The sequence below is a fragment of the Nitrincola nitratireducens genome, assembly GCF_000585235.1.
Lineage (GTDB): Bacteria > Pseudomonadota > Gammaproteobacteria > Pseudomonadales > Balneatricaceae > Nitrincola > Nitrincola alkalisediminis.
In genome coordinates this window covers 16436-40806 of the sequence record NZ_AONB01000003.1, presented here as the reverse complement: position 1 = coordinate 40806, position 24371 = coordinate 16436, and the positions used below count along the sequence as shown (strand labels likewise).

Sequence of the window (24371 nt, the reverse complement as noted above, 5' to 3'; positions counted from 1 at the left end):
AATACAGCATTCAGGTCAAACAAACTTCGCACTAATCGTTCCCAGATCTTGATAACGGATATTGATCGAATCACCTCGATTGACAGTCACAGCGGCGGTGATACCTCCTGTCATAATGAAGGTCCCTGCGGGGATCTCTTCTCCTCGCTCTCCCAGCATATTCGCCAGCATCGCAACTGAAGCAGCAGGGTGTCCCAGTACAGCCGCACCTGCACCAGTAGCCACCACTTCACCGTTGATCTCCATCACCACACCTAAGGTGGTCACATCCACATCTTCCAAACGGGCCATACGACCACCCGTGATAAAGCGGGTCGAGCTGGAGTTATCCGCGATGACGCTTTTCAGGTCGAACTTAAAATCCTTGTAGCGCGAGTCGATCACTTCCACGGCAGGAATGATAAAGTCCGTGGCACGCATCACATCACCGATGTGAACACCTGGGCCTTTTAAGGGCGCTTTGGTGACAAAGGCGATTTCCGCTTCGATCTTGGGATGGATCAGTTCATCCATCTTGATCTCGCCGCCTTCCGGCACACTGAAGTAATCGGCTAAGTAGCCGTAACATGGGTGTTCCACACCCATCTGTGCCATCTTCGCCCAAGAGGTGAGGCCCATTTTCATGCCCACGATCTTATGGCCACGGGCTTCTTTACGACGCCTCACTTCCCACTGCACATCAAAGGCATCTTCGTAGGTCATCTCGGGATATTTTTCAGTAACCTTGGTGATTTCGTAGGCTTTCAGTTCTGCCTCTTCACAATAGGTGGCCAGCTCTTCAATTTGTACGCGTGTTAGATTTCCCATTACTTGGCTCCTTGGGCTTGTTTCTGTTTCGCCATGGTGAGGGCAAGGTCTTCGATCATATCTTCCTGACCACCCACGGTGCCGCGACGACCGAGTTCTACGAGGATGTCACGAGCTTGAATGCCGTATTTCTTCTCAGCACGTTGAGCGAAGAGTAGAAAGGAGGAATAGACACCCGCATAGCCCAGCGTCAGCGCATCTCGGTCAACACGAATCGGTTGATCCATCATCGGAACGACCAAGTCTTCGGCCACATCCATGATCTTGTAGAGATCGATTCCGGTGCTGACCTGCATGCGATCCAGTACGGCGCAGAAGACTTCTAACGGCGTATTCCCTGCCCCAGCGCCAAGACCTGCAACCGAGCCATCGATACGTGTGGCACCGGCTTCAATCGCCGCCAGTGAATTGGCAATACCCATGCCTAAGTTATGATGGCCATGGAAGCCGATCTCGATGTTAGCCGGCAGTTCAGCTTTGAGTAGGCCGATTCTGGCGGTCACATCATCCGGCAGCATGTAACCGGCAGAGTCGGTGGCATAGATACAGTTCGCACCGTAACCGACCATCAGTTTGGCTTGTTCGAGGACCTTCTCGGGTTCAACCATGTGCGCCATCATTAGGAAGCCAACGGTGTCCATGCCCATCTTGGCCGCCATGCCGATATGCTGTTCAGATACATCGGCTTCGGTACAGTGAGTGGCGACACGAATGGTGCTGACGCCACAGTCTTTCGCCATTTTTAAGTGATCGACGGTGCCGATACCGGGTAATAGTAATGCCGAGATTTTCGCGTTTTTCATCTGCGGGATCACGGCCTTGAGATATTCTTCATCGCTATGAGCGGGGAAGCCGTAGTTCACGGACGCACCGCCGAGACCATCTCCGTGCGTGACTTCAATCAGCGGCATACCCGCCTCATCCATCCCTTTGGCAATGGCGACCATCTGTTCAATGCTGATTTGATGACGTTTGGCATGCATCCCATCACGCAAGCTCATGTCGTGCAGGGTGACTTGTTTACCTTGTAAGTTCATTTTCTTCTCCTTAACCTTGGCTGGGCTTCAACCACGGGCAGGTAATGTAATAACACCATTGGCGGCTTCTTCAGCAAACATCTCCGCCGTGCGAAGGCCTGCCGCGGTCATGATGTCGAGGTTGCCTGCGTATTTAGGCAGGAAGTCACCAAGACCTTCCACTTCCATAAAGCAAGACACGCGATTGCCGTCAAAGACCGGGCCATTGACCAAGCGATAGCCGGGAACGTATTTTTGTACATCCTTCACCATGGCATGCACGGATTCGGTGATCGCGGCTTGATCGGGTTCGCTCTCGGTCAAGCAGTGAATGGTGTCACGCATCATCAGTGGTGGTTCAGCCGGGTTAATGATGATGATCGCTTTACCCTGCTTGGCACCGCCCACGTTTTCCACGGCACTGGCGGTGGTACGGGTGAACTCATCAATGTTCTGACGCGTCCCCGGACCGACGGATCGAGAAGAAACGGTGGCAACGATTTCGCCATAGGACACCGGTTGGACACGAGAGACCGCCGCCACCATCGGAATGGTGGCTTGGCCACCACAGGTGACCATATTGACGTTCATCTCTAGGTTTTTGGCATGATCCGTGAGATTCACTGGGGGCACGCAGTAGGGGCCAATCGCGGCCGGTGTTAGGTCGATCATGATCACGCCCAGTTCATTCAGCTTGCGGCTGTTTTCGGCATGCACATAGGCGGAGGTCGCATCAAAGGCGACACGGATATCGTCTTCAATCACGTGAGGTAAAACGCCATCCACTCCCGTGGCACAGGTTTTAATGCCCATTGTGGCGGCACGTTTTAAGCCTTCGGATTCGGGGTCGATACCGACCATCCACACAGGTTCAATCCATTCTGAACGCTGCATTTTCATCAGCAAGTCGGTACCGATATTGCCGGGACCGATGATGATCGCTTTGAGTTTTTTGCTCATGGTTAAATTCCTGAATTAAGTCGTGACACTGCGTCAATAAAGTACTGCTGAGTCAATAAAATACTGAGTCGAGACAACAGCATTCCGATTAAACAAAGCGCACAGAAGCCTTGCCGATACCACCGATACTCAAGCTCATAAAGTCCCCTGCCTGAACAGGTTCTAGGGGTACTAATGAACCGGACAGAATTACTTCACCCGCTTTTAGTGGAATACCGAAGTGACCCAAGGTATTGGCTAACCAAGTGACACAGTTCACTGGGCTGCCTAGAGCAGCCGCACCGGCACCGGTGCTGATCACGGAGCCGTTCTTTTCCACCACCATGCCGCAAGTGGCTAAATCGACTTTGCGTGGATCAACAGCACGATCACCAAGAACAAACAGACCGCAAGAGGCGTTATCCGCGATGGTGTCTTGGATTTTGATCTGCCAGTTCTCAATGCGGGAATCAACCACTTCAAAGCAAGGCATCACGCATTCAGTTGCGGCCAAGACATCGGCATTGGTAATACCGGGCCTAGCAGGTCTTTTTTCAGGATAAAGGCGATTTCGCCTTCAGCACGCGGTTGCATTAAACGCGTGGAGATCGGCATCTCTTCGCCTTGCTAAACGCCATGGCATCAGTCAAGTAACCAAAGTCCGGTTGATGCACATTCAGCATGTTCTGTACCGCTTTGGAGGTCACTCCGATCTTTTTACCAATGATGCGCTCACCCGCGTCTAAGCGACGCTCAAGCATACGCAAGGATATGTTATAGGCATCATCGAGGGTGATTTCACTGAAGCGTTCTGTCAGAGGGCGCAACGCTTTACGCTGTACCATCGCTTCAAAGAGTTCATCACCGCAGGCTTGAATCTGTTGCTTGTCCATCGTCGTGATCCTTATAACTTAATGCAGATGTTTTTCAGCTCGGTGTAAAACTCCAAGCCATGGACACCACCTTCACGGCCAATGCCAGACTGTTTTGCGCCACCGAAAGCGGTTCGTAAATCACGTAGGAACCATGAGTTCACCCACACCAAACCGGCTTCAATCTGCTCTGCCACACGAATGGCGCGAGAGGAGTTTTCAGTCCAAATGGCGGCCGCCAAGCCGTACTCCGTATCGTTGGCTAGCTGAATGACTTCTTCCTCCGTATCGAAAGGACGGATATGGCAGCAAGGACCAAAGATCTCTTCACGAATCACACGCGCATCATCGGCTAGACCTGTCCAGATGGTCGGTTCAATCCAAGCACCACCGTTTAGTTCTTCGCCCATATCCGGAATACCCCCACCGATTTCAACAGTGGCGCCTTCTTCCACGGCTAGGTCATAGTAGTATTTCACTTTGTTGCGGTGTTCTAAGCTGACCAGCGGACCAAAGTTGGCGGCGGGATCTTCTGGACGGCCCAGTTTCAGCTTAGCGACCTGCTCTTTCATGCGCTTGAGAAAGGCGTCATACACAGGACGTTCGACGTAGACGCGCTCAGTGCCTAAGCAGACTTGACCACAGTTCACAAAGGCTGAACGCATGGTGCCTTCAACAGCTTTTTCGAGATCACAATCGGCAAAGACGATTCCTGGATTCTTTCCGCCACACTCCAAGGATATGTTGCGCAAACCCACAGCTGCCGCTTTCATAATCGCTTCACCCGTGCGAGTCTCTCCCGTAAAGGTAATGGCATCTATCAACGGATGGGTCGTTAAAAACTCACCCGCCGAGTTGGGTCCAAACCCATGCACAACATTGAATACACCCGGTGGAACACCGCACTCATTCATCACCTCTCCTAACAGCGTGGTTGTCGCAGGTGTTTCTTCGGACGGTTTTACCACCACGGTATTACCACAGGCCAATGCAGGCCCGACCTTCCAGGTCATTAACAATAACGGAAGGTTCCAAGGCGAAATCACGGCGATCACCCCTTTAGGTGTCCGATGGCCAAGATTGATCGCACCTAACTGATCAGGCGTATCTAAGCGAAAGGCCTCCGTCGGATGATTCGCCAGGGTTTCCGAAAAGGCTTTAAAGTTTGCAGCACCACGCGGAATATCAATATGACTGGCGATTGAATAGGGCTTACCTGTATCGCGACATTCGGCCTCTAAAAACTCATCAAAACGTTGATTAATGCGCTCAGCCACACTGTTCAACAGCTCTATTCTCTGAGCCTGGCTTAATTGACCCCAAGGACCTTTAAGCGCCGATTTCGCGGCCCTCACCGCTTGATCCACCTCGTCAAGGCCCGCTTCATGCACCAAACCAATCAGGCTGTTATCCACGGGACAACGGTTTTCAAAGGTTTTTCCACTCGCGGAGCCCACATAGGCTCCGTTGATGAAATGTTTAAATTCATTCATCGTGCTTTCTCGCATACAAACTAAAAAAAGTGCTAATCGCTTGGCATTAGCACAGACTAGGATCAGGTCAACGCCGTCAAGAAACGCTCGTTCAGTTGACGATCATGGTAGAAAATCGCTTTTCCAAGGTCTTCCGCTTTCCAAGTCACCGTCTCGTGATCGGGGTAGTGATAATCCCCCCCAGCAAAAACCTCGTTGCGATTACCCGATGGATCAAAGAAGTAGATTGTTTGACCATGCGTTAAGCCATGACGGGTTGGGCCAATATCAATTGACGTGTCTGTCATTGAAATAAGATCGGCGGCTTTGAGCACATCCTGCCAAGTTTCAAGATAAAAAGAGGCGTGATGGAACTTGTTCTTTTCTGCATGTTTAATAAACGCTATGTCGTGTGCTTTCATTGATGCGGTTAAAAACAGCGCAACACGATTCTGTTCAGGGTCAACGACTTGCTCAGCCAAATCAAAGCCCAGTACATCCCGGAAGAGCGTCAGGTTTCCTTCAAGGTCATCACCGTACAACAAGCAGTGATCGAAGCGGTTGGCTTGCATCCCTTTTAAGCCGCGTGGCCAGGCCTCTGGATTAACGCTGCTAATTCCCCACTTGCCCGTTTGCTCTTTGGTGGCAAAAAGTTCAAAGGTATGACCCGTCGGCGCCACAAACTGCATGCGACGGCCGCAATCTTTCAAATCGCCGGAGGGTAATTCGGTTACAGAGATACCCAAGGCGCGGATTTCTTCAGCCAGGGAGTCCAGAACGGCTTCGTTTAGGCATTTAAACCCCATAAAATCCATCCCCGGCTCATCGGACTCTCTTAGAATGACCGAGTACTTATCCACTTCTGTCCAGGCTTTGAGATACACGCGTCCTTGGTCATCGGAATCCATTTCAATTAAGCCCAGTAGGTCAACATAGTGTTTACGGGCTTCTTCAAGATCCAATACACGAATTTGTACATGTCCTGGACGCATTACACCTTTTTTCATGATCGTTTCCTCTTATATTTGTTATGTCACGCTGTTTTTTATATAGATAAATCGTTGAAGTGGTCTGACTCGATAACCAAATCACTTTCAGGGTAGACTCGACATGCCAAGACATAGCCTGCTTCTGCGTCTTGTTCAGTAATGTGAGCTTTGCTCATCCGTTTAGCGCGAAAACTACCTTGCAACACTCTGATTTTGCACATCCCACAGCCTCCACCTCGACAACCAACCTGAATAACCTGTAGGCAAGTTTTTTCCATGGCATGCAGTAACAATTCACCTTCAGGCACTGCAAACTGTTGTTGGCGATTCGTGACTTCAATCTGATACTGACGGGTTGCATTCATCTCATCAGACCCCCATCACTAAATGCGCTTAAACAGTGCTGATCGAGTTTCAGACTCAGCACCATCTGCGGCGGTCAGGAACTTCTCCATATGGATATCTGCTTCAAAGACACGACCTTGCATCAAGGCGCTAATAGCAGAATCGATCATCGGTGGAGGGCCGCACAGATAGGCTTTATGGCCTGCAAATTTTCCGTCAAAGTGATCAATGGCGGCTTCATGAACATACCCCGTAAAACCTTGCCACTGATCTTCAGCCGTGGGGGCGTTTAAAGCTGGGATGTAATGAAAATTACTGTGTTTTTCAGCCAACTCGGTTAACAGATCCCGGTTATAGAGCTCCGCCAGGTTTCGTGCGCCTTGGAACAGATAGATTTGGCGTGTATCGCCCTGCTCCAAGAGATCCATAATCATCGACTGAGGGCTGGATAAACCCGATCCCCCAGCGATAAAGATCACATCTTTAACATCCGACTTACGCACAAAGAACTGCCCGTAAGGACCTGACAGAGACAGTTCATCACCCTCTTTTAGGGTTTTATGCAACCAGGTCGTCGCCGCACCACCAGGTACTAACCGCACATGGAGCTCGACAATTGATGAGTGAGAGGGCGAGTTGGCAATGGAAAAAGCGCGACTGCCTTCCACATCAGGTATTTCCAGATTGATATACTGCCCCGCCTGAAACGTGATCGGATGATCCAATTCAAGCGTGATCCCTTTAATAGTGGGGGATAAATCATCAATCTTGATCACTTTGGCGCTAAAGTCTTCAACCGAATAGCCTTCAAAGTCGGGATCAACATCGATATCCGCTTCTATCACTAGGTCAGATTCCGGAATGGCACAACAGGCCAACACCTTACCTTCGTCACGCTCAACATCCATTAAAGCAAAGGGTGATGCATTGCCTAGATCCGCATCCCCTTCCACCACTTGAACTTTGCAGGTGCCACAAGTGCCATGACCACAGGCAAACGGCAACCAAACGCCTTGACGGAGCGCAGCATCCAAGATGGTTTGCCCCTCTTCCACTTCGATCACATCACCCGTAGGTTCCACTGTCACTTCGTACGTCATGACCTGCTCCTTAAACCGCTTTGCCCTGAAATCCTGTCAGCTCAGGCGTTTGGAATCTCAATACCGACTTATGACCGACACCTTGTGCTTTTAGTGATTGATTCAGATCGGGAGTAAAAGGCTGGTTATCTAGCAACCAAGTTGTCGTTTCCCAATTGATTTTGGGAAACTCTTCATGCAGTCCAAACGCTTCGGGCATGACTTGGTCACGCAACTCGGCAAATGTCATGGTCGGCGGCAGTGCATAAGCAAAAGGCGCACAGAACATCAAATGATGATCCCAAGCCACATACACAATTTGATTTCCGTGAAAATTTTCAACTCTGTCCCGTGCCTGCACTTTGTAGTCAGGCGTAATGGCTCTTACTGACATAATCGTTTCCTATCTCTGGAGCCACCGAAGTGGCTCATCTACGGATTACTTTTAAGGATTAACCTTGAGGGATGAACGCTGAAGAGAATTAAGCAACACCCTTCCACTCTTTCCAGCGCTGCTCATCGGGTGAACCCTTAATGTCTAAGTTGTCAGCGCCGAGGTTCAGTTTGTAGTAGTCGCGCAGTACTTCTTCCACGCTGGCACCACCACAGTTTCCTTGATAAATCTGATGCACGGGCAACCAGGACTGAACATACTTTTCAGGTTCTTCATCAAAGATGTGTTTGCAGCCATCAGAACAGAAGTGGTATTTCTCTCCTTCGTAATCGCTTGAGCGATAGGCAATTTGGGTTGGATCATCCATCTCGGTAAAGCCCATCGGAATCTGACAGGTGGTACAGAGTTGCGGCAGCGCCTGGCTGTAGAAGCGCTTACCTTCCGCTTCCATTTTCTTCGCCAGCTCCCAACGGGGACGATAGTATTTGTCAAAGGTATCGGGGTATTTTTCACTCAACCAATCCAGCTCCTCATCACTGGGAATCCAAGTATGGAAACCAGCAGCGTGGCCATAGTTGTAGAAAATCCACCAAGCTTGATGCGAGATGTGCTCCTTCTCTTTTTCAGTGACTTCAACAAACTTCGGCATGCGGATGCCGTAGCGAGCTAAGTCTTTGAAAAGCGCACCACCGGCTTCTTCAAAGTAGACTTCCCAAGCTTCTTTCCAGGACATCACTTTGTTGGGCAACATGTAGTCCATCATCATGGCAACAATGGATAGCAAGCGCGTGCCACGCCAGAACCATTTATCAATCCACTTCTGCACAATCGGCACGTTGTCTTCGTGTTGCTCCAGCAGGAACTTGATGATTTCCAGACCTAGAGTCATATGACGTGCTTCATCGGATTGAGCGGAGAAGCCGAACGTACAGGTGGCCATGTCGCCGTTATGCGCCGCACCCGACATGAAAGGAACGAACAGCAGGTTGGTTAAGACATATTCAAAACTGAAGCTGATGGCAATCAGGAACTCAAATGGTCCTGCACTACGCGCATCGTCAAAGAAGGATTTCGGCACTGACAAGTACCACACGCGATCATGCATGTGAGTCCAATCTTGAAAGCCATCAAAGTACTTGTTGTAATGGCTCATGGCGTGAATTTGCGTTTGAACATGACGCAATTCATCGATCGATTGCATCTGACAAGCCACGCGTGCACCCGCACCACCAAACTGACGACCGACATGGGCATAACCTTGGTAGGCTTGATACTCTAAAGGAGACACACCGGTTAAAAAGATTTTAATGGCATTCACATAACGCGCATCAGTCACATTTAAATGGCCATTGTTTTGTGCAAAGGCATCGAATATGGCGTAGAGTTTTTTCTCCTTTTCAGCCTGATATTTCCAGTAGGCATCCATGGTTAATCTGAAAGGATCTTCCCATTTAGACCAATCAGTAATTTTAATGCCTTCAAACTCTTCATAAGGAAATGCTTTTTTACGATCTGCGTAAGAGTATTCCCAGTCAAGATCTCGTGTTAATAATCTGTACTTATCTTTTAAGTTAAGCTTTTTAGCTGACATTTTCTGACCCTTTTTATTTTAATAACAATCAAACATTCCAGCTTAAACTGAGCTGATCATCATCTTCGTCGACATTGCCACCCAGTGTGATGAGGTTGAGATGCAACTCTTGAACATCCCAGTCACGCCCCATTTTTTCTTCAACGGTTTCGCGCTTAACGACCAGAGAGTTTTCATTCTCAATGCGAATCATGGCGGGTTGATGAATGACGGTTGCATCCGGGTTGTCTTGTTCAATCGCTTCAATGATGTAACGCGATTCGTCGTTGTCTTGTAACGCGATATAGACTTTGGACATGCTACTAAACCCCTTAGGCTGTTATTCCGGCTTTTTTAATGCGCTTTTCAAGCTCTGCGACTGCTAAATCAAGCGCTTCTGGTTCAAGCAGTTCGTGAATAACAGGTCTCAAGGCGTCCCGCACTTTCGACTGCCATTTATCAGTCCAAGCATGCAGCATGGCCTTATTCTCATCCGATTCTGAAGCGACCGTTTTTAGGACAGAGTCGAACCATTTACTCACATCCTTGTTCCAGGCCTGCATAAACTCGGTCAACATAGCGATGTCACGACCACCCATCGATGCGAGCTTGCCGTCAAGTTGTTCGTAGAAAAGGTTGAAAACTAGGGTGTCCATTACGAGGTTCTGCGCCAGCACTACCTCGAACCAATCTTCGACAGTGGTCATCTCTTCACAGAGCGCACGCATACCCTGCCAGGCGGGATTTTCCATCCAGTGCTGCTTGGATTCGATTAAGGATTGACCTGTATTACCATCCAGCATGAGGCCGATACGTGATACATATTGAGCAATACCCAGACGATCCATGGCGTTATATAACAAGGCTTGAGTTATGGCTGTACCATAACCAAATGCACAGCCATACATATTGTTTAAATTAGCGGTGTTTTCGATATGTCTTAGGGGTATTAAATACGTAATTAGCAAGTTTTTAACATCATCACTTAAATAGTCTGCCAAGTTACGTTTTTCAAAAAAAGCATAACTACTTTCAGCGGCTTCTTGCATTTTGGCACGCTGTTGAACATAGGCACCATAATAGAATTGACGAGGATCTTTTAGCGCATACCAATCTTCCATCACGATTTTGGTACGGTTTTTATCGTTCAACTCAAATTCAGGTTGCCATAATGGCCGATAATGAAAATTTGTTTCTGCTTGTACGTCATAGGTTGCTTCCTGATAACGTGAAGCGGGTTTATCACCAAATCGACGTTCGATATTGGCAAAGGTATTACGCACTGGCTCCAGTGTTGACGTTTTAATTTCAATGGTCATAAGCGTCACTCAAAGTTGATGTTATTTTTATTCAACAGAACGGTTGTGATTTTTGCTCATTAGCGTGTCTTCGCCATAGCGCCACTTTTCTAACTCAGCATCAACTTCAGCCATCTGCTCATCGGTCATGTGAATGACATGATTATTCTTGCAGAAGGCCTCAAATGCGGTCGGTGGCATGATCAGCTCGACAAAAAGAGAGGGATCTTCGATTGCAAAATCGAATTCGACAAAACGGGCACCCGGCTCACTACGAACTCGAATGTATTTTTTTAGGCCATCGACACCTGTTCGAGGACGGGGTGAAGGATTGTGATAAACATGCAAATCTAGCATTGCCTAACCTCTGACTTTTTATGTTGTTATGTCGTCATTGTCAGAAGTACTAAAGCAAGGGCTGTGCCATATCCTCTTCATGGCTCAAATGCAGGTCATGCATATATCTAATCAATTGAAATATAAATAAAAAAGCATGGATCAAAAAAACGCTCTACCCTTTTATCAAAAAGAGTTAGGCAAGGTCGATGGTTTAAAGGCGAGGACGTTAACCAAATGATTAAGTGATTTTTTAGGCATGATCATTTGATCAATAGCCGTCTGATACTCACACAATATGAACGACTTGCTAGTCGTATTATTCTGACCCAGCAAACTTGTCTAAGATCTAGCAAAGAAAGAGTCTAAATTTGAATGCTCTTCCCAATAATCACCAATAGGAAGAGCCTCATTCGTTAATAGTGGCGATAGTGCCTCGTATTAAGTTGACCTAAGACACACTAGCGCTTCTTTCCACCCCCCTGACGTGCTTTGAAACGAGGATTGCTCTTACATATCACGTAATAGCGACCTCTTCGTTTGACAACTTGGCAATCAGGATGGCGTGCTTTGGCGGTTTTGAGTGAGCTGACAACCTGCATGGTTAAATCTCCTATTAAGAACGACCAAAGCGTTTGTTGAAGCGGGCAATACGGCCCTCATTGCTGACAATCCGTTGCTCACCTGTGTACATGGGATGTGAGGCACTGGAGATATCTAAGTTGATAACAGGATAGGTTTTACCATCTTCCCAAACAATTGTGTCTTTGGACTGGCAAGTCGATCGAATCCTGAACATTTTGCCACAACTGGTATCCCGGAAAATCACATAATCATAAGCAGGGTGGATAGACTTTTTCATCACAAATCCTATGTTATATCATAACTTAAATGGCGTTAAAAAAATCAGGGAGACGACCTGATTCTTCGAATAAAACAAAGCAATTAACTAGCCAACCGCTTTGTCGTATAGCTCTGACACTCGAGGCCAATTGATCACATTAAAAAACGCCGCTATGTACTCAGGACGTTTATTTTGGTATTTCAAATAATAGGCATGCTCCCAGACATCTAGACCCAATATTGGAAATTGTCCATCCATCAGTGGGCTGTCTTGATTGGCACTGCTAGTAACGCTCAGCGTTTTATCTGGATTGACCACTAACCACGCCCAGCCACTGCCAAAGCGCTTAATAGCGGCCTCAATAAATAACGTTTTGAAAGCTTCAAACGAACCGAAGGTAGCCTCAATCTCGTTCAATAACACCCCTTCAGGAAGTCCACCTCCATTTGGCGACATTACCTCCCAAAACAGACTGTGATTTGCATGCCCGCCACCATGATTTCGGACGGCGGTTTGCAAGGTTTCAGGCAGTGAATAACAACGTCTCACCAACTCATCCAAAGCATAGACTTCAAAGTCTGTCCCTTCTATTGCCGCATTGAGTCCATTTACGTAGGTTTGATGATGACGCGAATGATGAATTTCCATCGTTAACGCATCGATATGGGGCTCAAGATCAGCGTACTCATAGGGTAATTTCGGTAACTCAAAGGCCATACTCAACTCCAAATCTAAACATAATAACAATCATTATTATTTGCATTAAATAGAAAAACAACTATTATTTGCAAACTTGTTTTGAATACCCTCCATTACTGAGGTGAGCTATGGCAGATCTAGCGCTTTGGAAACACATCACGCAACAAGCAAATATCGCCTTTAAGAGTGAAATCTATGCACATGCAGAAGTACTTTACCTTGATGCAATTGAGTTGATGAAAACAGCTTATTCAGAGCGAAACCTGTCTAGCACAGATGATAAACCTACGATGCTACACATCATTTGTCTTTCGATCAGTATTCAAAATCTTGCGGATGTCTATGCAAGACAAGCACGCTGGCCTCGTTGTTTTTCCACTTTAGAGCGTTATCTCAATCTCTATGAAGAGGCTGCATCCGATGCGCAGGATGATCCCAATCTTGCGTTGGCATTTCTTCAAGAAAGCTGTCGATTGAGACGAGAGCTTTTCAGGCACAGAGCGTGCGAAAAAACTCAGCATGACATCTGCGCTTGTACTTGCCATCAAGATAAAAAGATGACCGAAAGAATTCTGCATTAAAAATGCAAACAGAGTCATTATTTGCTTTTTAAACATAACCTTACGATGAAGCGAGACCCATATCTGAAAAGGATTTCCAGTATGCAGACAAAAAATGGATGTAACAAAACGTCTGTGTTTTAAATCCACCACCGTTACAAGATGGCTATCATGACTTTTAAGAAAAAACACCCGTTACTGCTGCTTTCACTCTCCCTTGCTCCAACAATGACGTACGTTACACAAGCGCATGCCGACACCCAAATACGTGCCGTTCTACCCACCCTCATGGTCGAAGCCCTAGAGGAGAATGACCCCACACGCACCTATGTCGACTACCAGCAGGCCAGCGTGACACGAAACAATTTAGATAAGAAACAAATTCCACAAACAATTGACACACTGGATGTTCAGAAATACAAACTCTACGGGTCCAATGATCTAAGCGTCATGCTTCAAGGAACCCCAGGGGTCTCTACATCGTACGACATGCGCGGTGATGGCATCATGTTACGTGGATTCAGTGCAGACACCGGGGATATTTACCGAGATGGCAATAGAGAAAGTGGCCAAGTTCGCCGCAGCACCGCCAATGTAGAACGTATTGAGATACTTAAAGGTCCTGCATCTGTCCTCTATGGTCGCAGTGGTGGCGGCGGAGTGATCAATATGGTCAGTAAATCAGCCAACTTTGAGTCCAAAAGTTCTATAGGAGCTTATGCAGGCTCTTATGATAACCAAGGGGTTGTCGTCGACATTAATGAAGTCATTTCCGATAATTGGGCTGTTAGACTGACAGGTGAGCATGGCCAAAGTGAGAGTTTCAGAAGCGGGATAAAAAACGAAATTGAAATGCTGTCTCCGAGCATTACCTACGACAACTACGAAGGACTCACCTGGACGGCACAGTATACCTACGACAAATTGCACCGAATCCCAGATCGCGGGCCTGCCTTTGAAAATTTACCGGATGGTACCTCGATCAAAACCGGATTTGCACAACCCGGTGACTTTGTTGATGATAAGTTGCAAGTGCTTCGCTCTGATTTGAAGTACCAACTTAATGATCAATGGCAGATGCAATGGGCTGCTAGTTATCGCGAAGCCTATCAAAACTTCGATCATTTTTATTTAGGAACCTATTGCGCCAGCGAGTCAACCGTAGTCAGAACTGGCGGTAGCTGTGTAGGCCATGTTGGCGATATCAGCCAAGTGTATTATTGGCAAGAAACAGCTAACACAACCTTCAGCAACAATCTGAGCTTGCTGGGTGAGTTCATGACAGGTTCGTTAAAACACCGCTTAACCCTCGGATTTGATTATTCCATCGAACAACGAGAACCCAAACTTGCCAATGAAAACAAGGATAGGTCCCCCATATTTGGATATGTAAACCCCTTAACGGGTGAAAGATCCAGCTCTAGAGGCTCAGGAGATCTAGAGATACGAACACACAATTACTCCAAAGGCACCAACTACGGGCTGTTTGTACAAGATTTAATTGGACTGACCGATGATCTCGATCTAATGCTGGGTGTTCGTTACGATTATTATAAAAGCCTATCGGAAAATCGCTTGCTAGCGAGCAGTAATCCCAACTTTGAAAGAAGCATTGATGACAGTACCTTTAGCCCGAATATTGGCGTTGTTTGGCGCCCTTTCCAAGATCACACACTGTATGCCTCCTATAGCCGAAGCTTTGCTCCTTTTGGAGGACGCGTCGGTGTCAATCCAATCAGCGCCAACCAAAACCTTGAACTCTTTGACGCCGATCCGCAATTTAACGATCAATATGAAATAGGCATTAAAAGTGATCTCCTGAATCAACGTCTAAGCACACAATTCGCAATCTATGACATACGGAAAAACAACATTCGCTACCGTCCAGATCCAACCAATGACCCTTATACTTGGGAAGTACAAGGACAACATCAGTCTAAAGGCCTTGAACTCAGCTTTATTGGACGCCTCACCGACCAGCTCTATGTTCGAGGCGGTTATGGTTACAACGAGGCATCCGTAAAAGAAGACAAAGCCACGCCAGCGAACACGGGAAAAAGTTTAGCCGGAGTCGCACGAAACACTGGAAACCTCTTTCTGCGATACCTGCCTAACGAACACTCCTACGGCGAAATTGGGGTAACGCATGTCGGAGATTCATGGACGAACTTAAGCAACACCACTAAATTAGATGGCTTTAACCGTGTTGATGCTGCGGTAGGGTACAACATAGATAATTGGCGCATGTCACTTGCCGTCAGCAACTTACTGGATAAGGAATACTGGCGATCCAGCGCAATGCCAGGAACACCAAGAAGCCTACTATTCCGTGTGAACTACGCGTTTGATTAAAGCTTAGCGATTACAACTCGATTAGAAGTCACGGACATCACTGATGTTCAGTGGCTTCTAATCAATATTCTGTGTGACAACACCTACACTCTCTTTACAGCAAAATATCAACCAAGTTGACGAGAAACAAACACACTCCAGTGATAATAATAACAAGCCCTACCGCTTTTCTGATCTTCATCAACACGCTTAGTCACCCCAACGCACTCATGCCCAGTCAATCCTTGAACACAAAAGATTATATTTAATACAAATCATTATTATTTGCATTATTGTAAAAAACAACTAAAATCGCGCAATAGACTCATTTAGTTTTATTAATTGAGCCTTGAGCGGACAATTTTCAAGTATCGATCTGGCGCATCTCCCAATCGCCTAAAGCCTACTGACGGAAATCCCGCTTCGCCAGCCAGTGCCAGCCTCTCCTGAATTTAGTACACAACGCCTTCTCAACAAAAAGGATGTGTGACAACTATTGTTAGTCGCATTTTTATTCCCCATTAAAAATTCATAGAAAGGAACTCCAATGCAAAACCATCTATGCTGCAAGATACACACCTGCAAACCCAGCCCCTTAGCCTTAGCGATCGGCTCTGCCCTGTCACTCATGGTGACACACGCTTATGCACAAACGGACAACGTTCAGCTACCGACACTGGAAGTATCGGCAGAATCAGAACAAACCTATCATGTTGAGAAATCAGCCAATGTGAAACTCACACAGGATCTCGTTGACACACCAAAAACACTGACGATTGTTAATGACGTATTGATGCACGACCAAGGAGTGACCAACCTTCAAGACGCTTTACGCAACGTCGCAGGTGTCTCCACTTTTGCGGCTGGAGAAGGTGGAGGGGGGAACGTCACCACAGGCGACACAATTACTATTCGTGGATTTGATGTTAACGGTAGCATTTACACTGATGGTATTCGGGATCTTTCAACCTACAGTCGCGATATTTTCAATACCGAGCAGATCGAAGTTGCGAAGGGGTCATCCGGGAGTCTATACGGGAAAGGATCGGCCGGCGGGACCGTTAATCTAGTGACAAAAAGCGCACGTACAGACCGCAACTTTAATACGATTAATCTTTCATATGATCAAGGTGAGTTAGGACGAATTACCGGTGATTTTAATCACCAGCTGTCAGATGACAGTGCGCTTAGAATTAATCTTTTGGCACAAAGCGGTGGTGATTATCTTGGCAATGGCGAAGAAGATTATCAAACTTTAGCCATCGCATCCTCTTACTTCCTTCAGATCAGTGACAAAACAGACTTAACACTGAACCTGTTTCATATGCAACAAGACAACACACCCGTAATGGGTCTTCCTTTTGTGAATGCAGCGGCGGCCGCGCAGTTAGGCATGCCCGAAGGGCCTATATCAAAAAGCAATTGGGGCAACTATTACGGTGTTAAAGGCCGTGACTTTGAAGAAGTCGATGCCACAAGCCTAACGGCGATCATCAATCACGAAGTCAATGATGCCTGGAACCTTCGCAGCCAAACGCGTATTGGAACCAATGAACGCCAATCCATCACCACCCGGCCTGCCCTTTTAAATCTCGGTAATAACAGTGCACCGAACTATGATGGCAGCGTCAATGTTTCACCTTTCATGGCGCAGTTTAGTGAAGACAAACTCTTTGTTACTCAATTAGATGCCATTGGAGAAGTGTATACAGGCTCGGTAAAACACGACCTCGTTGTCGGGGCCGAAGTCTACCGAGAAAATAAAAAAATCCCAGTTATCGACACTTCGGGCATCACACTTTCTGCGACTAGCGTCGATCTAAATACCCCCGACAGTGTCACCGCCACAGGAAGCTGGCAAAAAGATGGCTACTCATCCGACACCACCGCGAAAGGTATAGCCGCCTACTTTGCAAATACAGCCACACTCAATCAATATCTACAATTGAGTGCTGGACTGCGCTATGAAGACTTCACGGCAAAGGGGTACAAAACCTCGGGGGGGCAACAAGTTCATGCAAAAACAGATGCAGACTTAATCAGTTGGCAAGCAGGCATCAACTTTAAACCTCTGCAAAATGGCAGCCTCTATGCCTCTATATCGAACTCAGAACAGCCCAATGCCACTGACCTTGTCTTACAGGGTAACGCCAATACAGCCGATGCCTATGCAAAGCTTGATCCACTGGAGTCCGTCACAAAAGAAATTGGAACCAAATGGGTCTTCTTTGATGATCGACTTTTGTTAGGCGCGGCCCTTTTTGAAACAACGAAAGACGTTTATGACACCGTCGACAATCAGATTACAACGTCTGGTGAGCAGCGCAGCCGTGGTTTTGAATTAAGTGCAACCGGTCAATTAAGTGATGAACTGAGCCTTATTGGAACCTATACTCGGCAAAATGCCAAAGTTACAGAAGATGCGCCAGCCGCAAATGGCAATACGACTCTCGGAAACGGCCTAACGGCAGCCCCCGATCAATCTGCCAGTCTCTGGATGACTTACGCTAAAGGCCCTCTCACCTTAGGCGCTGGAGCCGAATATAACAGTGGCAATACATACTGGCGCCAGCAACGTGCCTTCTATGAAACCGGCAGTGTCACGCTGGTGAACGCAATGGCCAGTTATGAATTCACCAACCAGCTTAAAGCCCAGCTCAACGTGAGCAACCTAACGGACAAGGAATACGTAACGGATTACAGCGCTCGCGGTCATTTTAAGCCAGGGGATCCGCGTAATATAAAACTCAGCCTCAACTACAATTTTTAAAGATTAAGAATCCAATCAAGCCATCCATGGAGTAAAACATCCTTGATGGCTTGAGCACGAACATTCAAACTCAATCGACAGGAATCCAACACGTGCTGCTGCATTTACACAATATTCTTACTGCCGAAGAAGCCCATAATATCAAATTAGCACTATTAAAAGCCGAATGGCAAGATGGAAAACTTACGGCTGGCAATGCCTCTCGTCAGCAAAAAACCAACCTACAACTTGACCCACGCTCACCACTGGCCGAACAGCTGGGTAATGCAATTCTACAACGACTGGGGCTACGAGACGATTTTATGGCGGCGGCACTGCCTGCCAAGATCTTCCCCCCCATGTTCAACTGTTACTGTAATGGAGGTGAGTTTGGTTATCACATCGACAATGCTATCCGCCAAGTTCCCAACACTCCTGTGAAAATCAGGACAGATCTATCCATGACACTGTTTCTAAGCAAGCCAGATGAATACGAGGGTGGCGAGCTCATCATTGATGATACCTTTGGCACGCAATCCGTTAAGCTCCCAGCGGGAGACTTGGTTCTCTATCCATCAACAAGTCTCCACCGAGTGACACCCGTGACCAAGGGCCACCGCATCAGCTGTTTTTTTTGGTTACAAAGTTTAATCCGAGATAATGAGCAGAGGCGAACGCTGTATCAGCTAGACCAAAGCATCCAAGGCCTACGCCAAAACACACACGAGAATGAACACATTACCCGCCTTATCGGTGTATACCATAACTTGCTCAGGCAATGGAGCCAAACAAGTTGAGACTTAATCACTGGTTACTCCTAGCGCCCTTTATTTGAAAAGGCCCTAGGAAAATCATATAAACAGACTGTTGATATATCGGACACACGGGCACAACCACAGAGCGCCATGGTTGCTTCGAATTCATCTCTTAACACTCTTAAAACATGCGCAACACCCAAGGGACCAGCAACCGCTAATGCATAAAGCACATATCGGCCGAGAAGCACAGCATCCGCTCCAAGAGCAATGGCTTTAAAAACATCACTGCCTCGTCGAATACCACCATCGACTAAAATGGGGAATCCCTTTGGCAGCACCTGACGCATTAAAGGCAATACCTCAAGACTTGCAGGCTGCGTATCCAGGACACGACCACCATGATTCGAGACAACAATACCTCTTACACCTAGATCAACAGCGTTTAGTGCGTCTTCCGGATGCATTATGCCTTTAAGAAGAACAGGCAACTGCGTGTGCTCAAGAATCGAAGTTATGGTTTTCCACGTCGGTGCTGTTTTCATCCAACACTCAAAGACAGAATCGCCTTCTCTAAGCTTAGGCAGATGGTTTAAGTTGACGGCGCAAACATCCGAAGGCAAGCGAAACCCCGCTCGTTGCTCATCATGGCGCACACCATTAAAGGGTGCATCCACGGTAACGATTAGCGCTTGGTAACCAGCCAGCTCTGCTCGATTGATTAGGTGTAAGGTGTCACTTAGATCGGGTTGGCAATAGAGTTGAAACCAACGGCAACTCTCCGATGCAGCGTCAGCAACGGCTTCAATAGAAGTACTCGAAAGTGTCGACAAACAAAACCCAACTCCCTGTGCTAAAGCCGCTTGCACAGTGGCAATTTCGCCCATGGGGTGGACAAGACGCTGATAGGCTAAGGGGGCAATGAGTAGAGGGTACTTCAGTGATTGTCCGAATAATTGCGTTTGACAACTGCCCTGACCGAGCCCTTCAACTAATACACGCGACTGCAATAAGCATTGATCGTATGCACTTGTATTGCGTTGTTTGGTCAAGCCATCCATTGATGAGCCTGAAATATATGCCCAAAGATCCGGTGGTAAATGTCGTTTGGCTTCTATTTCATAGTCACTCAACGAGCAAAGAGAATTCGGTATCCTAGACATAGTACATCCAAAAGGGTTAAATCAACGCAGCCTGTATAAAAAGGAACCCGCGACAACACCCCAGTGCTGCCACGGATTGAGCGTTGAATTCATGAGGATGAAGGGAATCATGATTTCAGCTTACCTAGCTGATCGACATAGTAATGCAAATTATTTTCATTAGCAATTAATTAAAGACCTTTTATCGCTTTTCCTCTGGTCTTAATATTTCTCTGATCCAATCGCTGTATACCGATCTATTACTCTCATCTAGGCGTCACCATCTTAGGTCTGTATTATTTATCGACGTATTGGCTTTACCGCATAGGAATTCGATTGAACACAACTGACACTTTGACACTGCCCAAGTGGCTTATTCTTGTATCCTTTATTGCAGGGATGATGCTCGCCACCGCTGTTCTCAATTACCCCAATGATGGCCGCATCAATGTTTTCTGGATTCTGTTGCTTTGGGTGGGCCTCCCTTTGCTGGGCTCGATCCTATCCACCCTACAACTGGTAAGGGGCGTGAGAAACAGTTGGCTTACTCAGATTCTGAAGCCCTCACGTTACTGGCAACCAAAACCGATCCAAGCTTGGTGGATTATTAGCCGACTGCAAGGGTTATGGCTTGTCTTTGGGATCGGGACGCTCAGCATGTTCACAATCCAGCTGTTTATATCCGACCTTGCCTTCGGTTGGAGTACGACCCTACTGAGTTCGTCTGATGCCCTATTAAAATTGATGCAACTTATCAGTACGCCTTGGGCAGCGCTCTGGCCTCAGGCGGCTCCCGACCTCAATTTATTAGACACGACGCAATTTAACCGTATCGACGCCCATACCACATCCTTTCAAGACGCTAGCCGCTGGTGGCCATTTATCATGGCGAGCATCATCACCTACAATCTGTTGCCGAGAAGCCTGTTAGCGATTGCGACCTACGTAAAGTGGCACCGACTCCACTCATCTGAGTTAAGAATTGCGCCCACTCAAGCACCTGCGGCATCGTCTCAAACCCTGGCTCCTCAGCCATTCGACCAAGCCTATCATCTGGACGACTGGCACGCTGCGACATGTGTGTACTGGCAAATGTCAGCGCCCAACAATAGATATTCATTGGGGCTGAACGATTGGAATGAGGATCAACGTGTCTGGAAGGAGCTTATGGATATGTCGCCTCATTCAATTTTGTGGAAAGTGAAGTCAAGCTGCACGCCCATGGCTGAGCTGAGTGACTGGATAACCGAAGCCAACAGCAAAGGAATTAAGCAAGCACTGCAAGTTCATCACTCCAATCCGGAGACGGATCGTCACCAACTCAGCTGGCAAGCCTTTGCGCAAAAACATGCACTTGTTTGGATGGAGCCCTCTACATGAAACCCTATCCTCATTTTTGTGTCGTGGGTCATCCCAATCAGGGTAAGTCATCGATTGTCTCGACACTGGTCGAAAATGCCCATATCCGCATTGGGGTGGAATCTGGCACCACTCAAAAAGCCGAGCGCTTCGAATTTATTATTCAAAATCAGGTATTGATGGCGCTGACGGACACCCCCGGATTCCAACGAGCGCGACAAGTCTTAGCTTGGCTAAACGAGATCCCCGTTTCACCCGCCCAACGCCCAGAACGTATTCAAGCATTTCTGAACGAACCCAGTCATGCTCAACGCTTCCCTGATGAGGTTGAACTACTTACACCCATTATGCAGGGCGCTGGCATTTTATACATCACGGATGCCGCCAGCGACTTAACCGCAGCAGACGAGGCTGAAATGGAGATTCTTAGATGGACGGGGCAACCGCGCATGGCGATTATTAACCCCATAGACCCCGCCCATCAAGATCCAAATTGGCAAGTCACCTTGAATCAATTTTTTCAATGGGTACGTGTCTTTAATCCCATGACGGCCACCTTGCCAACGCGGATCGCCTTACTCAATGCAATGGCTGAATTATCACAAGACTGGACGCAAGCGATTAAACGGCTGAATCAGCGGCTTATTGAACGTGACCAAGCGCGGATTGAACAAGTCAGCTTGCAGCTTGCGGAATATTGGTGCGAACAAATCAGTTACCGTTTGGCCATCACACCTTTAAACTCCGTCTTACCTACCCCACCAGAAGAGTTGTTTCAACAACATCTAGATCAGTCTGAAACACACTTTTTTGAACAATTACTCACACAGTGGGGACATGCGCACGCACATACAGAAAAAGAGCGTCTATGGCAGGCACAAGACAGTTCTCTCATGAATACAGAGCGCTGGTATCTTTGGGGGCTCAAACAAAAGGAACTGTTGATAATCAGCGGAGCCGCTGGCATGGCTACAGGCGCCGTCATTGATTTGGGCTCAGGGGGTACATCTTTAATGCTGGGCGCTGTTTCTGGAGCCATTATTGGTGCATCAAGTGGATGGTTAGCCAGTCAGCACCTCCCGAAAAAAGTGTTTGGATGGTTGCCTTTATCAAAGGAAAAGCCATTTATCGGCCCCGTGACACATCCAAACTTTCCATTAGTGGTCATGGCTAGGGCGCTGACGTTTACTCAACGAGTTTGGTTCAAACCCCATGCAGAGAGAGGTCAGCTTGAATTAACATCTCAGGCGTCCGACTGGTCTAAATCGGACCAAATACAGCTACTGCAATGGGCAAAAGCCCTGCAAAAACAGCAATGGAAAGACAAGCATCAACATCAACTCACGCAATGGATTAAAAACGCCTTACATGAGACCTTAACGGCTAAACTCGCTCAGGAGCAAGAAAAGGTCTGGACGACCGATCCCTAACAGCAAACGGGACATTTACAAGACGCCAAACATTGAAATTTCCAAATGTTGCCATAAAACAGCAAGCACTTTATCGGCCTCATAAAGCGCTTGCTGTTTTCGAATCAACGTCTAAGCATGAATCGCGACCTTAAGCACTCCATCTCGCTGGTGCGAGAACAAATCGTACGCCTCCACAATATTGTCCAAAGAATAATGATGCGTCACCATCGGAGACAAATCCAAACGCCCTGACGAAATGGTCTGCATCAAACGGCGCATACGCTCCTTACCCCCAGGACATAAAGATGTCACGATTTTATGGTCACCCAAGCCTGCACAAAAAGCACCCAGTGGAATCGTTAAATCACTTGAATACACGCCTAAGCTTGAGAGTGTTCCACCTGGCTTTAGGACTTTTAATGCAGCTTCAAAAGTTGACTGCAACCCCAAGGCTTCAATTGATGCATCGACACCCCTTCCCTGAGTGATCTTCAAAATTTCGGCCACCACATCGACCTTCCTAAAATCCAGCGTCACATCGGCTCCCATTTTCACAGCCATTTGTAACCGTTCATCGACACCATCGACGGCAATGATTAATCCAGCTCCTCGCAGACGTGCACCAGCTGTTGCACACAAACCTATCGGTCCCTGAGCAAAAACCGCAACCGTATCCCCTATCTTAATATTGGCAGACTCAGCGCCAGCAAATCCGGTAGACATAATGTCAGGACACATTAAAACCTGTTCGTCAGTCAACCCATCAGGGACGGGCGATAGATTGGCTTGAGCGTCAGGAACCAACAGATACTCCGCCTGAGAGCCATCGATCGTATTGCCAAAACGCCATCCCCCCAGCGGTTTATAACCATGGTGGTGATGCCCCCCATCTTGAGAAGAACAACCGTCCTGACACGCGTAGGATGTAAAACTTGGGCATATCGCACCCGCGATGACCCGCTGCCCTTCTTGATATCCTTGAACATTCTGGCCCAGCTTTTCAATAATGCCAACTGGCTCATGGCCAATCGTCAGCCCCCGTTCCACAGGGTATTCCCCTTTTAGAATATGGACATCTGTGCCGCAAATCGTTGTGGTGGTAATTCGAATCAGCGCATCGTTCGGACCTATCTCAGGAATTGGCTTATCTACAATTTCAATACGGCCGGGTTCAACGAAAACAGCGGCTTTCATCATAACTGACATAATCACCTCTTTTTATTGTGGCTTTATACCTTAAGTAAAGCAGAGTTTGACAAAATCACCTCAAAAAAATTGAAATAGATTTACAAACTCATCTATATCTGACAAAACTGAGTACACCCATTATCAGGTTAGACTCATCATTTGACGTATCGTGCTGAACTGAAAAAGGACTCGAGGTTTTATGCGTCAATAGATCG

At 47.3% G+C, this 24371-nt stretch carries 23 protein-coding genes and 1 pseudogene; 6 read left to right on the top strand and 18 right to left on the bottom strand.

What is annotated here, in order from left to right:
* Positions 1-15: 15 nt before the first annotated feature.
* The 16 genes and pseudogenes from dmpH to D791_RS04060 all read right to left on the bottom strand — a co-directional run bounded on the left by dmpH (position 16) and on the right by D791_RS04060 (position 12678).
* A complete protein-coding gene (gene dmpH, locus D791_RS04135) occupies positions 16-807 on the bottom strand; it encodes a 2-oxo-3-hexenedioate decarboxylase (RefSeq protein ID WP_036508227.1) in 792 nt (263 codons plus the stop codon).
* The gene (gene dmpG, locus D791_RS04130) at positions 807-1844 is read right to left on the bottom strand and encodes a 4-hydroxy-2-oxovalerate aldolase (RefSeq protein ID WP_036508224.1); all 1038 of its coding nucleotides are present in this window, start codon (positions 1842-1844) and stop codon (positions 807-809) included. Before dmpG ends, dmpH begins: the two co-directional genes overlap by 1 nt.
* Positions 1845-1871: 27 nt before the next feature.
* Complete coding sequence (locus D791_RS04125; RefSeq protein WP_036508221.1) at positions 1872-2783, bottom strand: acetaldehyde dehydrogenase (acetylating); 912 nt, start codon at positions 2781-2783, stop codon at positions 1872-1874.
* A gap of 88 nt (positions 2784-2871) precedes the next feature.
* Positions 2872-3655 (bottom strand): annotated as a pseudogene (dmpE, locus tag D791_RS04120) (2-oxopent-4-enoate hydratase).
* 11 nt (positions 3656-3666) lie between these two features.
* Positions 3667-5127, bottom strand: coding sequence for a 2-hydroxymuconic semialdehyde dehydrogenase (locus tag D791_RS04115; protein WP_036508219.1), 1461 nt, complete (start codon positions 5125-5127; stop codon positions 3667-3669).
* A gap of 62 nt (positions 5128-5189) precedes the next feature.
* The gene (locus D791_RS04110) at positions 5190-6113 is read right to left on the bottom strand and encodes a catechol 2,3-dioxygenase (protein WP_036508216.1); all 924 of its coding nucleotides are present in this window, start codon (positions 6111-6113) and stop codon (positions 5190-5192) included.
* Positions 6114-6151: 38 nt separating this feature from the next.
* Positions 6152-6460 (bottom strand): 2Fe-2S iron-sulfur cluster-binding protein, encoded by a 309-nt coding sequence (locus tag D791_RS04105; protein ID WP_036508213.1) that lies wholly within the window; start codon positions 6458-6460, stop codon positions 6152-6154.
* A gap of 18 nt (positions 6461-6478) precedes the next feature.
* Positions 6479-7540 (bottom strand): NADH:ubiquinone reductase (Na(+)-transporting) subunit F, encoded by a 1062-nt coding sequence (locus D791_RS04100; protein ID WP_036508210.1) that lies wholly within the window; start codon positions 7538-7540, stop codon positions 6479-6481.
* 10 nt (positions 7541-7550) lie between these two features.
* Positions 7551-7913 carry a phenol hydroxylase subunit P4 gene (locus tag D791_RS04095; RefSeq protein ID WP_036508207.1) on the bottom strand — a complete coding sequence of 121 codons (363 nt, stop codon included), beginning with the start codon at positions 7911-7913 and terminating at the stop codon, positions 7551-7553.
* Positions 7914-8001: 88 nt separating this feature from the next.
* Positions 8002-9504 (bottom strand): aromatic/alkene/methane monooxygenase hydroxylase/oxygenase subunit alpha, encoded by a 1503-nt coding sequence (locus tag D791_RS04090; RefSeq protein WP_036508205.1) that lies wholly within the window; start codon positions 9502-9504, stop codon positions 8002-8004.
* A 28-nt stretch (positions 9505-9532) separates the two neighbouring features.
* Positions 9533-9802: an MmoB/DmpM family protein gene (locus D791_RS04085; protein WP_036508203.1), complete on the bottom strand. Its 270-nt coding sequence runs from the start codon at positions 9800-9802 to the stop codon at positions 9533-9535.
* Between the two features lie 13 nt (positions 9803-9815).
* Positions 9816-10802 carry an aromatic/alkene monooxygenase hydroxylase subunit beta gene (locus tag D791_RS04080; protein WP_036508202.1) on the bottom strand — a complete coding sequence of 329 codons (987 nt, stop codon included), beginning with the start codon at positions 10800-10802 and terminating at the stop codon, positions 9816-9818.
* A 27-nt stretch (positions 10803-10829) separates the two neighbouring features.
* On the bottom strand, positions 10830-11138 hold the full coding sequence (locus D791_RS04075; protein ID WP_036508200.1) for a phenol hydroxylase subunit: 309 nt from the start codon (positions 11136-11138) through the stop codon (positions 10830-10832).
* Between the two features lie 440 nt (positions 11139-11578).
* On the bottom strand, positions 11579-11719 hold the full coding sequence (gene ykgO / locus D791_RS04070; protein WP_036508197.1) for a type B 50S ribosomal protein L36: 141 nt from the start codon (positions 11717-11719) through the stop codon (positions 11579-11581).
* Between the two features lie 14 nt (positions 11720-11733).
* Positions 11734-11979 carry a type B 50S ribosomal protein L31 gene (locus tag D791_RS04065; RefSeq protein ID WP_036508195.1) on the bottom strand — a complete coding sequence of 82 codons (246 nt, stop codon included), beginning with the start codon at positions 11977-11979 and terminating at the stop codon, positions 11734-11736.
* A gap of 87 nt (positions 11980-12066) precedes the next feature.
* Positions 12067-12678, bottom strand: a complete 612-nt coding sequence (locus D791_RS04060; protein ID WP_036508193.1) for a superoxide dismutase — start codon at positions 12676-12678, stop codon at positions 12067-12069.
* A gap of 110 nt (positions 12679-12788) precedes the next feature.
* Here D791_RS04060 and D791_RS04055 point away from each other — a divergent pair, with 110 nt between their 5' ends.
* The 4 genes from D791_RS04055 to D791_RS04040 all read left to right on the top strand — a co-directional run bounded on the left by D791_RS04055 (position 12789) and on the right by D791_RS04040 (position 19097).
* Positions 12789-13241, top strand: coding sequence for a hypothetical protein (locus tag D791_RS04055; RefSeq protein ID WP_036508191.1), 453 nt, complete (start codon positions 12789-12791; stop codon positions 13239-13241).
* Between the two features lie 150 nt (positions 13242-13391).
* Positions 13392-15572 carry a TonB-dependent receptor gene (locus D791_RS04050; protein ID WP_036508189.1) on the top strand — a complete coding sequence of 727 codons (2181 nt, stop codon included), beginning with the start codon at positions 13392-13394 and terminating at the stop codon, positions 15570-15572.
* Positions 15573-16098: 526 nt separating this feature from the next.
* The gene (locus D791_RS04045) at positions 16099-18321 is read left to right on the top strand and encodes a TonB-dependent receptor (protein WP_051514164.1); all 2223 of its coding nucleotides are present in this window, start codon (positions 16099-16101) and stop codon (positions 18319-18321) included.
* 92 nt (positions 18322-18413) lie between these two features.
* Positions 18414-19097, top strand: a complete 684-nt coding sequence (locus D791_RS04040) for a Fe2+-dependent dioxygenase (RefSeq protein ID WP_036508187.1) — start codon at positions 18414-18416, stop codon at positions 19095-19097.
* A 20-nt stretch (positions 19098-19117) separates the two neighbouring features.
* Here D791_RS04040 and D791_RS04035 read toward each other — a convergent pair whose 3' ends face one another.
* The gene (locus D791_RS04035) at positions 19118-20218 is read right to left on the bottom strand and encodes an alpha-hydroxy acid oxidase (protein WP_036508185.1); all 1101 of its coding nucleotides are present in this window, start codon (positions 20216-20218) and stop codon (positions 19118-19120) included.
* Positions 20219-20533: 315 nt separating this feature from the next.
* Here D791_RS04035 and D791_RS04030 point away from each other — a divergent pair, with 315 nt between their 5' ends.
* Both D791_RS04030 and D791_RS04025 read left to right on the top strand, forming a co-directional pair.
* Positions 20534-21577 carry a DUF2868 domain-containing protein gene (locus D791_RS04030; protein WP_036508182.1) on the top strand — a complete coding sequence of 348 codons (1044 nt, stop codon included), beginning with the start codon at positions 20534-20536 and terminating at the stop codon, positions 21575-21577.
* Positions 21574-22986, top strand: a complete 1413-nt coding sequence (locus D791_RS04025) for a GTPase/DUF3482 domain-containing protein (RefSeq protein WP_036508181.1) — start codon at positions 21574-21576, stop codon at positions 22984-22986. The genes D791_RS04030 and D791_RS04025 overlap by 4 nt, the downstream gene beginning before the upstream one ends.
* Positions 22987-23097: 111 nt before the next feature.
* Here D791_RS04025 and D791_RS04020 read toward each other — a convergent pair whose 3' ends face one another.
* Entirely contained in the window at positions 23098-24174 is a 1077-nt protein-coding gene (locus D791_RS04020) for an NAD(P)-dependent alcohol dehydrogenase (RefSeq protein WP_036508178.1), read from the bottom strand.
* Between the last annotated feature and the right edge of the window lie 197 nt (positions 24175-24371).